Source organism: Desulfonatronum thiodismutans (assembly GCF_000717475.1).
GTDB lineage: Bacteria > Desulfobacterota > Desulfovibrionia > Desulfovibrionales > Desulfonatronaceae > Desulfonatronum > Desulfonatronum thiodismutans.
In genome coordinates, this window is record NZ_JPIK01000006.1 from 1 (window position 1) to 16,432 (window position 16,432).

Consider the following 16,432-nt stretch of genomic DNA (forward strand, 5'->3'; position numbering starts at 1 on the left):
CAACCCCGAAAGTTGAGTTCAATACTCATCCCGTTCGTTACGTTCCTTGGCCTCGCGTGAGAAGAATCAGGGCGCTTCTAAAGGAACTTGGGAAAGGAATCTGGGGAACTTGGGATTTTTCGCGAGTAAGGAGCGACTCGGTAAAGATATCGCGAAATTCGCCGATTAATGAAGTCCATGATCTGTTCTTCAAAATACTATAACTTTCCTGGAGTCGTGATCGTATGCGTGTTCCAATCTTCGGCAAACTGATCGGCATCATCGTCTTGGCGGTCCTTCTGACCAGCGGCGTTCTGTTTTTTACCACCAACCACTATGTCACCAAGGGGTTCGATGAAAAAGCGCTTGAGGAACTGGGCGGGTTCAAGGGTGCCGTGGAGGCGGAAGTCGAGGATTGGGAAGTGTTGCTCGGAACCGTGGGCATGCTCCTGGCCGCTAATTTCGAAGTCCAACACGCCATTGATGAGCACAACACCGGCTTTCTTCGCGCCCTGGCCCGAGATGTGATTGAACAAACCGGGATAGACTTTCTGACCTTTTCCGACGCCCGCGGCGTGGTTGTGGCCAGGGGGCATTCAGAAAATGTCGGAGACAGTGTTGCTGGACAGGTCAACGTCCAAAAGGCTCTGCGGGGTCAGCCCAGCGTGGGTATCGAACAGGGTACGGTGATCAAATTTTCGCTCCGTGCCGGGTATCCGGTCAAGATGGGCGATCGGATCATCGGTGTGATCACGCCGGGATTCGATCTTGGAAACTTTCAGTTCGTCGATGAACTCAAAAAACGCTTCGGCGTGGAAGCCACGATTTTCGAAGCTGACACCCGTCTGGCCACGACCATCATGCGCGACGGACAGCGGGTCGTGGGGACGAAGATGGACAATCCTCGTGTAATTACCACGGTGTTGCGCGAGCAACGGACATTCTTCGACCGCAATCTCATCCTTGGTCAAAACTACGATACGGCCTACTGGCCACTGATCGACGCCACTGGTCAGATCGGGGGCATGTTTTTCATCGGGGTCGAGCGCAGCGTCATCGAGCAAACCCAAAACAGCATTCTCATGTCCATTTTGTTGGTCAGCGTGATTATCGGCACGGTGATGATCGCCGTGGGCGCATTTTTCGCCCGGACTTTATCCGGCCCCATTGGACGTGCCACCAGTTTTGCCACCTTGGTGGCCCAGGGCCGGTTGGATGAGCAGCTGGACATCAAGAGTAAGGACGAAATCGGCACATTGGCTCAGGCCTTGAAAACCATGGTGGCCAACTTGAAAGCCAAGATTCAAGAGGCCGACGACAAGGCCGAAGAAGCCGATCGCAAGGCTCATGAATGCAATTTAGCCACCCAGGAGGCCGAGGAAGCCAAGCGTCAAGCCGAGCAGGCCAAGCGGGACGGAATGCTTCAGGCCGCGGGGAGTATTGAAGGCGTGGTAGAGCAGATGACGTCGGCCTCCGAGCAGCTTGCCGCCCAGGTGGAGCAGGCCAGCCGCGGGTCCGAGGAGCAGCGGGCCCGAACCGGGGAGACGGCTACGGCCATGGAGGAGATGAACGCCACGGTCCTGGAAGTGGCCAAGAACGCCTCTCAGGCCGCCGAAGCTTCGGATCAAGCCCGGACCAAGGCCGAGGCCGGTGCGAAAGTGGTCAGCGACTCTGTCGCCGCCATCAACAAGGTCCAACGACAGGCTGGAGAATTGAAGGAAAACCTGAACAACCTGGGGCGACAGGCAGAGCAGATTGGTCGGATCATGAACGTGATCGAGGATATCGCGGATCAGACCAACCTCCTGGCTTTGAATGCGGCCATCGAGGCGGCCCGGGCCGGGGACGCGGGACGCGGGTTCGCCGTGGTGGCCGACGAGGTGCGCAAGCTGGCGGAAAAAACCATGAACGCCACCAAGGAAGTGGGCGACGCCATTTCCGCCATCCAGGAGGGCACCCGGAACAACATCCAAGGTATGGACCAGTCCATGGTCGCGATTGAGGACGCCACGCAGCTGGCCAACAAATCGGGCGAAGCCTTGAAGGAAATCCTGGGATTGGCCGAGCAGGCCGCGGATCAGGTCCGATCCATTGCTACGGCGGCTGAAGAGCAGTCCGCCACCAGTGAGGAGATCAACCGCGGGGTGGAGGACATCAACAGGATTGCCTCGGAAACCAGCGAGGTCATGAACCAGTCCGCTCAGGCCATCTCCGAAGTGGCCAGGCAGGCTCAGGAGCTGCAAAACCTTGTCCGGGAACTGAAGAGCGTTTAGTGTTGCCGGTCTGCGTTTCAGGTGATAGGACGATTCCAAACAGTCACTGAGCCGTTCACCGCTTAGGGAGAAATCACATGCAAGAACACTATGCCCGGCAGGAAAAGGACAGCGCCCTGCTCCAACTGGTTACCTTTCACATCGGCGACGAAGAATTCGGTGTGGAGATCCTCAAGGTGCAGGAGATCATTCGGATGATGGGCATCACCCGGGTGCCCAAAGCCCCGGATTTCGTGGAGGGCGTGATTAATCTGCGCGGCAAGGTCATCCCGATCATCGACTTGCGCAAGCGCTTCGGCATGGCCGCCCAGGAGCACGACAAACATACCCGGATCATCGTTATCGAGATCAACACCGTCATCATCGGCTTCGTGGTGGATTCGGTCTCCGAGGTGCTGCGCATCCCGGCGAACACCGTGGAACCGCCACCGCCGATCATCTCCGGCATCGAGTCCGAATACATCAGCGGTGTGGGCAAGCTGGCCGACCGCCTGCTGATCCTGCTGGACCTGGACCGGCTGCTGAGCAAAGGCGAGCAGAACCTGCTCTCCGGATTGTAGGACGCCACTATCTTCCCGACTCTGTCTTTCCCTCCCCTTTGCCCCGAGGCGGTTTGTTCCGTCTCGGGGCTTTTTTGATTTTTCCATGAAGGATGTTTTCCCAGCCTGGACCGTAAAAAATGCCCCGTCCGCACCCATGCACTTTCTAACGCGTCATCGTCTCGTGGCCACCGGCCAGGTTCAGGGCGTGGGCTTCCGGCCCACGGTGTACAAGCTGGCCCTGGAAGCCGGGTTGACCGGGTTCGTGCGCAACGCACCCGAAGGAGTGCTCATCGAGGTCCAGGGGCCGGACTTCGCGGCTTCCTCCTTCAGCGACCGACTCCGGCAATCCCTGCCCCCTCTGGCACGGATCACCGCCCTGGAAACCGAACGGATCGCGCCCCAACCGGAGGAGGCGGACTTCCGGATTCTGCAAAGTACGGCGGGAGAAGGCCACCAGGTGCTCATCAGTCCGGATACGGCCACCTGCGAGGACTGCCTGCGGGAACTGTTCGACCCGCGGGATCGCCGCTATCGCTACCCTTTCATCAATTGCACCAATTGCGGGCCGCGCCTGACCATCACCCGAAGCATCCCCTACGATCGGCCCATGACCTCCATGGCCTGTTTCCCGCAGTGTCCTGACTGCCTGCGGGAGTACGAAGACCCATTGGATCGCCGGTTTCACGCCCAGCCCAACTGCTGTCCTGCCTGCGGGCCGCGGGTCTGGCTGAGTTCGCCGTCGGGGGAACGCTTGGCCGAAGGGGGCTCGGCAATGAGCGCGGCGGCTGCGGCCCTGGCCGCAGGAAAAATCCTGGCTGTGAAAGGGCTGGGCGGATTTCATCTGGTCTGCGACGCAGGCGACGACGCGGCCGTGGCCGAGTTGCGACGGCGCAAGCAACGCTGGGAAAAGCCTCTGGCCGTGGTGGCTCCGGACCTGGAAACCGCCCTCAGGGTGGTGGAGGCGGACCCGGCGGAGCGGGAGTTTTTGTTGTCCGCCCAACGGCCCATTGTCCTCTTGCCGCGTCTGACTTCCGCCGCCGGGCCGACTCTCTCGAAGCATCTGGCCCCGGACACGGACCGGCTGGGGCTGATGCTGCCCTACACGCCCTTGCACCATGTCCTGTTGGACGCATTCCGGGAAGCGGTCGGGGCAAAACGGCTCTCGATCCTGGTGGCGACTTCCGGCAACCTGAGCAGCGAACCCATCGCCCTGGGCAACCGGGAAGCCCTGGAACGCCTTGCGCCCTTGGCCGATCTGTTCCTGCTCCACGACCGGGACATCCTGATCCGCTGCGACGATTCGGTGCTGCGCGTGAACGGGAAAACAAAACGGCCAGAATTGTTCCGAAGGGCCAGGGGGTACACGCCGTCGCCGATTTTCCTGAACCGCGGCGGCCCGTGCGTGCTGGGGCTGGGGCCGGAACTCAAGGCGACGATCTGCCTGACCAAGGGTGACCAAGCCTTTATCAGCCAGCACGTCGGAGACCTGACCAACCTGGAAACGTACGCGTTTTATCAGGATACCATCCGCCATATGCGGACCATTTTGCGGGTCCAGCCCGAGTTGCTGGTCGCGGATCAGCACCCGGACTACATGAGTACCGGCCATGGCAAGGATCTGAGCGAGCAACAGGGAGTTCCCCTGGCCCAGGTGCAACACCACGTGGCCCATATCCTCGCGGTCCTGGCTGAAAACCGGCATGAGGAGCCCAGCCTGGGTCTGGCTTTGGACGGGGCCGGACTGGGCACGAACCGGACCATCTGGGGAGGTGAGGCCCTGCTGGTGGACCCGCGGAACGGGGAATTCAGTCGAGCGGCCCACTTCACGCCGGTGGTCCAGCCAGGCGGCGAGGCCGCGGCCCGGGAGCCCTGGCGTATGGCCAGGAGTTATTTGTGGAGCATCGGGATCACGGCCCCTGAAAATCGGCCCTGGCCCTGGCTGGTCGAACACGCCCAAGCCGACGCCTTTGTCGGAACCATGCTCCTAAAAGGGATCAACTGTCCGACGACTACCAGCTGCGGTCGCCTGTTCGACGCCGTGGCCGGCCTGCTCGGTCTGAAGCACGTCATGGCCTACGAAGGACAGGCCGCGATTCTTCTGGAACGGGCACAACACCTCGACGACCAGTCCGCGCCCTACGCCTGCCCGGTCCTGGCCGACTGTGATCCGGTACAGTTGGACACTTTGCTGCTGTTCCGCCAGGTTCATGCCGACTGGGAGGCCGGGAAACCGGTCGGAACGATCAGTCGGCGTTTCCATTTGGGCTTGATCCGCGGTCTGGCCGAACTCGCGGCCTTGCTGGCCGAGCAATCCGGTACGCGCACCGTGGGCCTGAGCGGAGGAGTGATGCAAAACGCCACCCTGAGCACGCTGCTGCCCCAAGCCCTGTCCCGGCGCGGCCTGACACCGCTGACCCACGCCCACCTCCCTCCCAACGACGCCTGCATTTCCCTGGGCCAGGCCATCTACGGCAAAATCCTGAGTTGAGCTCATTTCCGACGCTGGATTCCCGCCTTCGCGGGAATGACGTGTTTTTCCATGCCGTCTCCGAATCAGTCATACCCGCGAAGGCGGGTATCCAGGCCGTATTTCCTCGGATGAGCTGAATAGTTACCTTTCGATTTGGATTTCGATCGCGATTTCGATTTCGATTTCGATGAGAACGGATTTGTCCCGGACTCACCAAAAAAGTCGCCTTGTCTTTCCACGTCGTCTTGACTAACATTTTTTGTTTTTCGCCTTTTTCAAGTTGGTACCCATCATGACCCAGCGCGGACCTCATCTTTCCGTCCCTCATATCCGTCTTCTGCCCCGAGTTTTCAACCTGACCCAGGACCAGGTCGAGTCCTGGCCGGAAAGCGTACGCACCTTGGCCGTGGACCTGGCCGCCGAGTTGTTTTTGCTGCGCTACAACCCTTTCATCCCGCAGGAAATGGTTCGCGGCAGCGTGGATAATCAGTTGGCGGTCATTGTCCCGTCCCTGGCGCCGGAGTATGCCACGGCCCTGCAAGAGGCCGTGGAGCATTTTTGGCGGGACTATGAAGCGGAGCAGTTGTTCAAACAAAACCTGATCAAGCGTCTGCGGCAGTGTCTGCCGGAAGAGTGCATCAACAATCAGCCCAATGCCTTGGTGGAGTGCTCCACGGACGCCACGGACCTGCGCCTGGAACTGCCCTTGCTCGTTCTGGCGCCGGAAAATACGGAACAGGTCCAGTGCATCGTCCGACTTGCCAATGAACTGGAGTTCAGTCTCGTGCCTCGGGGCGGAGGATCCGGCCTGACCGGCGGGGCCATCCCGGCCGGACGGAGGACGGTGATTCTCAGCCTGAGCCGGATGAAGGCCGTTTTGAACATCGACGTTCAGGAAAAGGTTTTGTGCGCCCAGAGCGGGATGATCACCCTGAACGCGATCCAGGCCGCGGCGGCCCAGGGATTGTTGTTCACCGTGGACCCGGCCTCCAAGGCCGCCTCGTCCCTGGGCGGCAATATTTCCGAGAACGCCGGAGGCCCCTTTGCCTTCGAGTACGGGACCACGCTGGACAACATTCTCAGTTACGTGATGGTCCTGCCCAGTGGAGAGCGGATCGAGGTGCGCCGCAAGAACCATCCCCGGCACAAGATCCTGTCCCATGAAAACGCGATTTTTGAAATCCTGGACGACCAGGGTCGGGTTACGGAGACCATTGCTCTGCACGGCGACGAGATCCGGGGCGCGAATCTGGGCAAGGACGTATCCAACAAGTATCTGGGCGGGTTGCCGGGCATTCAGAAGGAGGGCGTGGACGGGGTGATCACCGAGGCCTGCTTCACCCTGTATCCTCAGCCGGTCTTCTCCCGGACCCTGTGTCTGGAATTCTACGGGCGGAGCATGCACCCGGCCATGTTGGTGATCAACGATCTGGTGGGCATGCGCGATACCATCCGGGAGCAGGGCGACTTGGTCAAGATGTCCGCTTTGGAGGAGTTCGGGCCGAAGTACGTTCAGGCCATCGAGTACCAGAAAAAATCCTCCCGCTACGAAGGCGACCCCATCTCCGTGCTGCTGATCCAGATGGATTCCGACGACGAGGCGGCCCTGGACGGGGCGGTAGACATGGTGGTGGACATTGTCGGGCCGTACGAGAACGTGGAGGTGTTCACGGCCACGGACGCCCGGCAGGCCGAGGTGTTCTGGGAGGACCGGCACCGGCTGAGCGCCATCACCCGCCGGACCAGCGGATTCAAGATCAACGAGGACATCGTCATCCCCTTGAAGGTGATCCCGGAGTTTTCCGATTTCCTGGAACAGTTGAACCTGCGCTATCTGGCCAAGGCCTACCGCAAGGCGCTCCAGGAAGTGGGCGGGCTGGAAGGCCTGCCGGACAGCGACGAATTCGTGGAGATGGAACTGGACTACTGCGCCCGGATTCTGCGTGGGGAGATCACGGCCAAGGAGCTGTCCGACCAGGAGTTCGAGATCCAGACCCAGTTTTTTTTCCAGGACTTGCGCAATCGCTATCCTCGCCGACAGCCCGAGCTGGACGCCATCCTTTCTCGAATGCGCGGAACCCGGGTCATCGTGGCCAACCACATGCACGCCGGGGACGGCAACTGTCACGTGAACATTCCGGTGAACTCCAATGACCCGCACATGCTGCACCAGGCCGAGGAAGCGGCCGGCGAGGTCTTCAAAAAGGTTTTGGAACTCAAGGGAGCGGTGTCCGGGGAGCACGGCATCGGGATCACCAAGATCGCCTTTCTGCCCGAGGAAAAGATCAAGGCCCTCAAGGCCTATAAAGCCAAGATCGATCCCGGAAACATCATCAATCCCGGCAAACTGACCAGCCGCGAGCAGCCGGTCCAGCCGTTCACCTTTTCCTTCAACCGTCTGATCCAGGATCTGCGCCAGAGCGGCTTGCCGGAACGGGCGCGGCTGATCAAGCTGCTGACCACCATCCAGACCTGCTCCCGGTGCGGCAAATGCAAGCAGGTCTGCCCTATGTATCTCCCGGAAAAGGGGCTGTTGTTCCATCCCCGGAACAAGAACATCAGCATGGGGGCGATGATCGAGGCGGTGTTCTACACCCAGCTCCAGTCCGGACAGCCGGATCAGCGTCTGCTCAAGGAACTGGGGCGGCTGATGGAACACTGCACGGGCTGCGGCAAATGCATGTCCGCCTGCCCGGTGAAGATCAACACCCCGGACGTGATCCTGGATCTGCGCGGCTACCTCAAGGGCAAGGGCGCGGACGGACATCCCTTCAAGAATCGCATCCTGGACTATATGGCCAAGGATCCGGCTTGCCGCCTGCCCAAGGCGGCCAAGTTCCTGGCCGTGGGCCAGGCCATTCAGAACACGGCCGTGGGGCTGATCCCCTCCAGATGGCGTCGACGGGCTGAGAGTCCGCTGCTTCAGGGCAAGGGGCCAAGCATGGAGATGAAGAACCTGTCCGAGAGCCTGAACCTGGGCAAGGGCGGCGTCTTTCTTCCGGCCGGCAACGGCGGCTCGATCCCGGACAAGGAGACCGTGCTTTACTTTCCCGGTTGCGGAGCCGGGCTCTTTTTTCGCTCCATCGGGCTGGCCACCATCTCCCTGTTGCTGGACGCGGACTGTCAGGTCATTCTTCCCGAATCCCATCTGTGCTGCGGGTATCCGCTGCTGGCCGGCGGCGGCGAGCAGGCCTTCGGGGCCAATCGGGAGCGGAACATCGCCGCGCTGAACCGCTTGCTGAACAAAACCAGAGCCCAGGGTTTCACGGTGTCCCACGTGATCACGGCCTGCGGTTCCTGCCGGACGGGGTTGCGCGATTACAATCTGGCCTCCTCCGGTCCGGTCTTGGAACTCCAGGATGCGCTGCAATTTCTGCTGCAACGCATCAGCTCAAAACAAGGGCGGAAACAAGGCCCAAAACAGGGTAAATCGCTGATCCAGTCTCTCCAGGCCGATGGTGCGCGCGAACTGCTCTACCACGCCGCGTGTCACGCTGAATGGTCCGGAGTGGAGGGCGTCAAGGCGGCCCGCATTTATTCAGAAGCACTGGGCAAGCTCCTGGACGCCAAGGTCCGCGTCAGCCCGCACTGCTGCGGGGAGAGCGGCCTGGGGGCCATGACCTCTCCGGCCATCTACAACAAGCTGCGCCGACGCAAGATCGACCAACTACGCACGGACATCAGCCAGGTGGAATCTCCTGCTCCGATCCTTGTCGGATGCCCGTCCTGCCGCATCGGGCTGACCAGATGCCTGAACGAGCTGGGACGCCCGCGGGAGGTCCGGCATACCCTCGAATACCTCGCCTCCCTGCTCGGCGGGAAAGACTGGGAAAAGAACGCCGTCAAACGTATTGTCCAGGCCCGGTTTGTTCCGGAGCGGTGAGACGTTATCATATAACCATCTAGCAAAAGGAGCCCTGTCCACCATGAGTACCCATTTTTCCGCAAGTTATAGTTTCACTATGGACATCCGGTTGGAGAAGAAACAGGAGAACCGCGTATCGCTTTTAGAAACCCTGGGCCGTGAAGGCGCGCGTCTGGTCCAGTTCTTCCGTGTGGGCGAGGACATGGAGGCCGAGGAAATTTCACTGGAATTCTACGGCACCTCCGTGGACCATGGGGAAAAGGTGGTCGCCGCGGTGCAGGCCCTGCCCTGCGTCCTGGATTCCTGGGCCACGGACACGACCATGGCCATTCACGACGGAGGCAAACTGGAGATCGCGCCGACGTCGTCGGTGGACAACGCGGACGAACTGGCCATGGCCTACACGCCCGGCGTGGCCCGGGTCTGCCAGGCGATCCACAAGGATCCGGAGCGATCCTTCGACCTGACTATCCGCCAGAACTGCGTGGCCGTGGTTTCCGATGGTACCGCGGTCCTGGGGCTGGGGAACATCGGCCCCTTGGCCGCCATGCCGGTGATGGAAGGCAAGGCCGTGCTGTTCAAGGCCTTTGGCCGGGTGGACGCCTTCCCATTGTGCGTAAAGACCACGACCCCGGAAGAACTGATCGACTTCGTGGAAAAGGTCGCCCCGACCTTCGGCGGGATCAACCTGGAAGACGTGGCCGCCCCGAATTGCTTCATCGTGGAGCAGGAATTGAAAAAGCGGCTGGACATCCCGGTATTCCACGACGACCAGCACGGTACCGCTGTGGTGGCCTTGGCGGCGCTGCTCAACGCCCTGAAGCTGACCGGCAAGAAGATCGAAGACCTGCGAATGGTGGTCAACGGGTTCGGGGCCGCCGGAGTGGCCTGCGCCAAGATGTTCGCCGAGGCCGGGGTGAAAAACATCATTCCCTGCGACCGTACCGGAGTGGTTTATCGTGGGCGGACCAAGGGCATGAACCCAGTCAAGGAAGAGTGCGCCCGGATTTTCAACCCGAACAACGAGCAAGGCACCCTCGCCGATGTGATCAAGGGCGCGGACATCTTCGTGGGCGTATCCGGACCGGGAACCCTGAAACGGGAAGACGTGCTGAAGATGGCCCCGAAGCCGATCATCTTCGCCATGGCCAATCCCATCCCGGAAATCCTGCCCGAGGAAATCGCGGACCTGGATTGCCTGATCGCCACGGGTCGCTCCGACTACCCGAACCAGATCAACAACGTGCTCTGCTTCCCCGGCATCTTCCGGGGCGCTCTGGACTGCCGGGCCTCGGACATCAACGAGGCCATGAAGCTGGCCGCGGCCCAGGCCATCGCGGATTGCGTGGACGACGAGCAACTGGCCCAGGGCGTGATCATCCCCAGCGCGTTCCATCCGGGAGTGGCCGATGCCGTGGCGGAGCGGGTGGAACAAGCAGCACGGGATTCCGGAGTGGCCAGGATCTAACCAATCGGGCTTGGGCATGCGTGTGCTGGGCGTCGACTATGGTACGAAGCGGGTGGGTCTGGCCCTGAGCGACGGCCTGGGGCTTCTGGCCCACCCCTACGCGACCCTGGAGCGGACCACCAGGGAGCGGCTTTTTTCCGACCTGCTGACCATCGTGGCCAGGGAAGGAATCCAGACCATTGTCCTCGGTTTGCCCCGAGCCCTGAACGGCCAGGAAACGGAAACCACCCGCCAAGTCCGCAATTTCGCTGAAAGCCTGCGGCGTCGGACGGACGTGCCTGTGGTGTTTCAGGACGAAGCCTTCAGCTCGCTGGAGGCCGAGCGCAACCTGCGCGAAGGGGGGCGTCACGGTCGAAAAATCAAGGCCGTGCTCGACCAGCAGGCCGCCGTCGTCATCCTCAACGACTATCTGGAATGCTCCGGACAGTCTCAACTCCCTTGAACCTGATCGGAAAAGACAAGGAGGGGTCATGGAAACCATTCTGTCCTCAATATTCATCATCCTGGTCGTGGTCGTTTTCGCGTTCATTATGCGCAAAGGCGGAGGTTTCTCCGGCTGAGGCCCGGCCAAGGGCTGCGGTACGCAGCCGAAGAGTCCGGAACCGACGTCAGGGAAGTCGAAAAAGCGACGAAAACAGTAACGACGCGTATAAGGCGGCACCTGGAAACATTTAGAAAGAATCGAGTGAAAAAGGACTTGCCAAGCACCGAACAATTCTTTAAGTATCTCCTTTTTTAAGCAGGAGAGGTGTCCGAGCTGGCCGAAGGAGCACGATTGGAAATCGTGTGCACGCTAACCCCGTGCCGAGAGTTCGAATCTCTCCCTCTCCGCCACTGCCGCTTACGTTAGCCCCCGGAAACGGGGGCTTTTTTTTGTCCATTGCGACGTTTGCGAGTGATCGACATCGAACCAGGGATAGACAATGTAACTGTCTTGAGTAGTTTTGCTGCTCGTTCAGAAAAGCACACGGAGCAAGAACTCTCCAGACACGTCCCGTGTCCGGTGCCTTCGGGTTGAGGCTGCGCCACATTTTTGATTTTTCATCCTGGCAAGCGAACCAAGGTCGAAGCTTTTTACCCATACGCGAGAGTTTGATCTTTTTTTTCGCGGCGTAGCAATTGGGAGTCTATCGACGGGACGGATAAGCATGTCTGCCTTGAAAATGGTTTCCATAGTCCTTGATTGTCAGTGTCGATCCGCGCTTCGAAACCGGTTCCTGGCACTTTGAGAATGCAAATGGAACTCGCCTCGTGTCGTGACAGCGGAACGTCTTCGGCGATCTATCTAGCGGTCGGACTGCCCCGTGAGTCGTGCCTCGCGGGACCACGGGTCGTGGACCGGGGCGTGCCAAACAAACAGAGATAGATTGTTTCTGGGTGGGCACTTGGCCTCTGGAGGTAAGGATATTTCTAAGATTATGAAATTGGTTATCATATTTTATTGACAGCTGAAATATTCTTCTCTATTTGAATCCCACTCGTTGCTTTTGAGGTCAGTTTTCGATTTTGTGAAATAATACGTACCAAAATAGTCGAATATCCCGAAAAATGAAAGAAGTCTGTTGGCTAATCATGTTTGAGAAAAGTATCGGCCACTAATGAAAAAGAATTTCGGTTTCTTTATCGTAGGTTTTTCTGTTGCGATACCATGTCTTCAATATCTCGAGGAAGTGATGGTCATCGATAAAATCCCGAAAAAATAAGCAATCAAGGCAGGAAACAATATCATGAACATCAACCTGTTTGGAGGAAGCATGACTTGGAAGACGGTATTGCGTTGGAACATCGGATGTCTGTTCATGTCCATGGTGGTTGCCATGGCTGGGGCGGCCTGGGCGGAGAAGGCGGAGTATCCCCAATCGGCGCGGGATCTGCCGCCGCTGACAGTGATTCAGGGCGGACAGGAACGCCTTATCAGTCTGTGCGATGCCTATGATTTCCATGGAAACGCCTGTCCGGGCGCGACATTGGGCTTTATGGCCGTGCGTTACGGCCTGGAGATCTTGTTCGGCGAAGAAACCCCGAATCTGGACGACCTGGTGGTGATCAGCAGGTCGGCCGGCGGCCCCATGGACCTTTTTGACCTGGTCATGAAGGGCGAGGATAAGTCCCAGCGCACATGGCCACCCGCGGGTATTGAAATGGGCGCGGAAAATTTCGCTTTTCAGTTCTATCGCAAGTCCACGATGAAGGGCGTGACCATGCGGCTGCGGGACGGTTTGTGGCCGGGCGACTGGTTTCAACTGCGGGAAAAGGCCAAAGACGGCACTATTACCGAGGCCGAGGCTGAAAAGCGCAAGCGTGATCGGCGGCATGTGATCGATACGTTTCCCGGAATGGCGCTGGAGGAATTGTTCGGAGAGCCGGAAGTCTACACCTTTGTTTTCTGGGGACACATGGAACAGGGCGAGATGGACCGGTTGATCCGGGAGCAGCGACGGGCCAGCCGACAATCGCAGACGACGGAGTAGGTGAAGGTCCGACGGCCAGGGTGCTGGATGCAAACAGTCCGATTAGTGGGCATGTAACGCATAATGGAGGAAGGAATGGTTTGGAAAGCGTGGATCGCGGCGGTGGGTGTCGTGGCCGCTCTGGGGGGAGGTCCGGTTTGGGCCGCTCAGGAGGAGGCGCCGCAACGACTGGACGAGGTGGTGGTTTCCGCCACGGGAACAGCGAAAACCATCCTGGACGCTCCGGGAGCCGTGGAGGTGATCACGGCCCGGGATATCCAGGATCTGAACGCCCTGACCGTGGCCGAGGCCCTGGAAGCAGCGGTGGGCCTGGTGGTGTCCCGGGAGTCCGGCCGGGTGCAGGTCCCCAGCATCCGCGGGGCGCGCAGCAAGCACACCCTGGTTCTGCTGGATGGACGACGTCTGGCTTTTGGTTTCAACGACATGGTGGATCTGCGCCAGATTCCCACGGTGATGGTTGAGCGTATCGAAATCGTGCGGGGCCCGGCTTCGGCCCTGTACGGCAGCGATGCCCTGGGCGGGGTGGTGAACATCATCACCAAGGCCGCGCCCAGAGAGTGGACCGGAGCGGTCCAGGGCCAGTTCGGGGTGAATCGGGACGGCGAAGCCAAGGAATACGTGGGCAGCGGTTTGGTCGGAGGCCCCATGGACCGGTTTCGCTTTCTTTTGTCCGGCGAATTGCGGCACAAGGACGGCTGGGACAAGTCCGGCAGCCTGCCCGACGACGGCTTCAAGGAGAAGCCCGGGTTTCTGGCCGGACGCTTTGCCTTTGACCTCACCGATTACCAGACCCTTTCCGCGGGCCTGGAGTACATGGACAACACCTACACCGGCGACCAGTTTTACGAACAGCAGGCCAGGGAGCGCAAAGCGGACGAGGAACGCTGGGGCTACTACGTGCAATACGACGCACAGTTGCGGGACGCGGACCAGCTCATGCTCCGGGTCAATCGCTCTGAATTCAGGAACGAGTTAGGATTTGCCCCCTTTGCCGCCTCTGGGGAGCGAAATACGAAGCAGTTCACGACCCAGGCCGAGGCCCGCTACAGCGCCCTGATCCTGAGCGATCACCTGGTGACCGTGGGCGCGGAATATCGCCGGGATGAACTGGACGATACGCAGATGCAGCTGCGGACGGACAAGGACGTGGACAATGTCAGCGTCCTGCTCCAGGACGAGTTTCATCTCCTCGATCCACTCTACGTGGTCCTGGGGGTGCGCTATGACCATCATTCCGCCTTTGGCGATCAATGGAGCCCGCGCGGTTCCCTGGTCTACACCCTTACGGACGGTCTGCGTTTGAAAGGCTCCGTGGGCCAGGGATTCCGTGCCCCTTCCCTGACCGAACTGTATGTAACCTCGTTTCGGCGCAGGGGGCAGGAGGTGTTCCAGGCCAATCCGGACCTGAAAGCGGAGAAGTCCACCAGCTACGAGTTGGGGGTGGAGGGTGAGCACGGCCCGTTCTGGGGCGGGCTGACCGGGTTTTATACCGAGGTGGACGACCTGATCGAGACCGTGTTCCTGCGCACCGAGGGCGCGGGCTCGGATCGGCGCAGCATGTTCGAGTACCGGAACATCGCCGAGGCCGACATCAAAGGCCTTGAGGCCGAGGCCGGAGTCCGGCTGCCCCTGGGTTTTTCCCTGGACGGCAATCTGACCTGGCAGGACGTGGACAACAAAACCGGAGGCGAGGACATCGGCGGCATGCCCAAGTACAAGGGGTTCGTGAAGCTGGGTTACGAGCTGCCGGAATGGCGGCTGCGGGCCAACCTCCGGATGTCCTACGTCGGCCGGATGACCTACGCGGACGGCGACAGCTATTCCTACCCCTTGTTCGGAACCTACCTGGCCAAGGGCTTCGGCGAAAACTTCGAAATCTTTGCCGGAGTGGACAATATCTTCGACAAGCGCATTGAGCGGGACGACGTGGTCCAAATCGAGCCAACCACGTTCTACGTCGGAGTGTCGGCGAAGTTCTGAGGCGCATCCGAAATATCAACGACAGGCGGCCATGATCCGAACATCAATTCGACAATGACCGCCTGTCGTTATCACTACAGCGATACTTTGCGGAAGCTCTTGAAAATGACGAGGCCAAGATTCCCTTGTTCCCAGGTTTTCCGTGTATTTCCGTGTGTTCCGTGGGCCACAATCAGGCCGTCTTGCTAATCAAAGCATGAAGTTTCGCTGTAGTATTATTTGATGCCACTGACTGCTTTGTAAGCCTTCCGTCAATTTCTTATCATCTCCCAACTCAAGATTCGTATGCGGAGACAATGTCGGCATGGACGCGAGGCTTGAAGACGATGGGGCGAAAAATCCGCCCAAGCAGGACGATGGCACCCTCAAAACCACGAAGATGAGGGGAGATACTCCCGAGGCGGTAGGCTCTTGGGCGCGACAAATCGACGTCAGGCCAGGCCTGAAGCTCATTCTGGCGGATTTCATCGCACGGGAGCCGGTCCGGATCGAGTTTGAGACCGACCAGGTTCCTTTCGAGTTTTCCTTTCATGCGTCCGGCCAGGCTCGTTACACGGTCGCCCATCACGACGGCGAGAGCAGGATCGCCGCCCGACCTGGAGCGAACGTGGTTTGCGCGTTTCCCCGGTCCCACGGCGTCATGGAATTTCCCGCGCATGTGCCGATCCGCGTTGCGGCTTTGCATGTCGAGTTAAACCTCTTCGATCGCTATCTTTCGGAACAGACGGACATTCACGCCCCGGAGCTGCTGGAGCATCTGCGGGGGAGCGGCGGGAACCATTACTATCAACCGAACGGGATGACCCCGGCCATGCACGTCGTGGTCGGGCAATTGCTGGCCTGCCCCTATCACGGCCTGACCAGGAGCATATTTGTTGAAAGCAAGGCCCTGGAACTCGTGGCGCTGCAAATGGCCCGGTTCTCCGGAAACAATTGCCGCCCCACACCCAGCCGAGCGGACAGGGAACGCGTCCGTCTGGCCAGGGAAATGCTGCTGCAAAATCTGCACGATCCTCCATCTCTGTTTGAAATAGCCCGTGCCGTGGGCATGGCGCATACCTCGCTGAACAAGGCCTTCAAGGCCGTTCATGGGACCACGCTTTTCGAGTATCTGCGTCGGCAGCGCCTGGAACAGGGCTGGCTGCTGATCCATGAAGGCGAGATGAACATCACGGAAATCGCCTACGCCACCGGGTTCAGCAGCCCGAGTCATTTTGCCCGCTCCTTTCTGGCCCATTTCGGAGTTCAGCCCAGCGCCTGCCTCAAGGAAGTCTTAAGCCGCAAGACAATCTTCTGCCCAGACGTCTGACCATGCCCGGCTCTCGCCGGATACCGCCGCCTTCTCTTTTTCTTTGTTCGCCAAATGACAGCATTGTTTCGCCAT

The 16,432-nt window shown here is 59.7% G+C and carries 9 protein-coding genes and 1 tRNA gene; all 10 read left to right on the forward strand.

From position 1 onward, the window contains the following. Positions 1 to 224: 224 nt before the first annotated feature. The 10 genes from GY33_RS0105475 to GY33_RS19640 all read left to right on the forward strand — a co-directional run bounded on the left by GY33_RS0105475 (position 225) and on the right by GY33_RS19640 (position 16,357). Positions 225 to 2,252 carry a methyl-accepting chemotaxis protein gene (locus GY33_RS0105475; protein WP_031386374.1) on the forward strand — a complete coding sequence of 676 codons (2,028 nt, stop codon included), beginning with the start codon at positions 225 to 227 and terminating at the stop codon, positions 2,250 to 2,252. Between the two features lie 77 nt (positions 2,253 to 2,329). Further along, positions 2,330 to 2,812: a chemotaxis protein CheW gene (locus tag GY33_RS0105480; protein ID WP_031386375.1), complete on the forward strand. Its 483-nt coding sequence runs from the start codon at positions 2,330 to 2,332 to the stop codon at positions 2,810 to 2,812. A gap of 136 nt (positions 2,813 to 2,948) precedes the next feature. After that, positions 2,949 to 5,282, forward strand: a complete 2,334-nt coding sequence (gene hypF, locus GY33_RS0105485; RefSeq protein ID WP_031386376.1) for a carbamoyltransferase HypF — start codon at positions 2,949 to 2,951, stop codon at positions 5,280 to 5,282. Between the two features lie 274 nt (positions 5,283 to 5,556). Beyond that, complete coding sequence (locus tag GY33_RS0105490) at positions 5,557 to 9,147, forward strand: FAD-binding and (Fe-S)-binding domain-containing protein (protein WP_031386377.1); 3,591 nt, start codon at positions 5,557 to 5,559, stop codon at positions 9,145 to 9,147. Positions 9,148 to 9,190: 43 nt separating this feature from the next. After that, complete coding sequence (locus GY33_RS0105495; RefSeq protein ID WP_031386378.1) at positions 9,191 to 10,597, forward strand: NAD(P)-dependent malic enzyme; 1,407 nt, start codon at positions 9,191 to 9,193, stop codon at positions 10,595 to 10,597. Positions 10,598 to 10,613: 16 nt separating this feature from the next. Next, positions 10,614 to 11,039, forward strand: coding sequence for a Holliday junction resolvase RuvX (gene ruvX / locus GY33_RS0105500; protein ID WP_031386379.1), 426 nt, complete (start codon positions 10,614 to 10,616; stop codon positions 11,037 to 11,039). A 300-nt stretch (positions 11,040 to 11,339) separates the two neighbouring features. Further along, positions 11,340 to 11,431: transfer RNA gene (locus GY33_RS0105510), tRNA-Ser, on the forward strand. Between the two features lie 920 nt (positions 11,432 to 12,351). After that, positions 12,352 to 13,068, forward strand: a complete 717-nt coding sequence (locus GY33_RS0105515; protein ID WP_152555086.1) for an FmdE family protein — start codon at positions 12,352 to 12,354, stop codon at positions 13,066 to 13,068. A gap of 75 nt (positions 13,069 to 13,143) precedes the next feature. Then, positions 13,144 to 15,048: a TonB-dependent receptor plug domain-containing protein gene (locus GY33_RS0105520; RefSeq protein ID WP_051822328.1), complete on the forward strand. Its 1,905-nt coding sequence runs from the start codon at positions 13,144 to 13,146 to the stop codon at positions 15,046 to 15,048. Positions 15,049 to 15,352: 304 nt separating this feature from the next. Further along, positions 15,353 to 16,357 (forward strand): AraC family transcriptional regulator, encoded by a 1,005-nt coding sequence (locus GY33_RS19640; protein ID WP_051822329.1) that lies wholly within the window; start codon positions 15,353 to 15,355, stop codon positions 16,355 to 16,357. Positions 16,358 to 16,432: the final 75 nt, after the last annotated feature.

Bases quoted from the DNA above. Each gene is read 5' to 3' on its own strand.
- GY33_RS0105475 (WP_031386374.1), top strand. From the start codon at position 225: ATGCGTGTTCCAATCTTCGGCAAACTGATCGGCATCATCGTCTTGGCG.
- GY33_RS0105480 (WP_031386375.1), top strand. From the start codon at position 2,330: ATGCAAGAACACTATGCCCGGCAGGAAAAGGACAGCGCCCTGCTCCAA.
- hypF (WP_031386376.1), top strand. From the start codon at position 2,949: ATGCACTTTCTAACGCGTCATCGTCTCGTGGCCACCGGCCAGGTTCAG.
- GY33_RS0105490 (WP_031386377.1), top strand. From the start codon at position 5,557: ATGACCCAGCGCGGACCTCATCTTTCCGTCCCTCATATCCGTCTTCTG.
- GY33_RS0105495 (WP_031386378.1), top strand. From the start codon at position 9,191: ATGAGTACCCATTTTTCCGCAAGTTATAGTTTCACTATGGACATCCGG.
- ruvX (WP_031386379.1), top strand. From the start codon at position 10,614: ATGCGTGTGCTGGGCGTCGACTATGGTACGAAGCGGGTGGGTCTGGCC.
- GY33_RS0105515 (WP_152555086.1), top strand. From the start codon at position 12,352: ATGACTTGGAAGACGGTATTGCGTTGGAACATCGGATGTCTGTTCATG.
- GY33_RS0105520 (WP_051822328.1), top strand. From the start codon at position 13,144: ATGGTTTGGAAAGCGTGGATCGCGGCGGTGGGTGTCGTGGCCGCTCTG.
- GY33_RS19640 (WP_051822329.1), top strand. From the start codon at position 15,353: ATGGACGCGAGGCTTGAAGACGATGGGGCGAAAAATCCGCCCAAGCAG.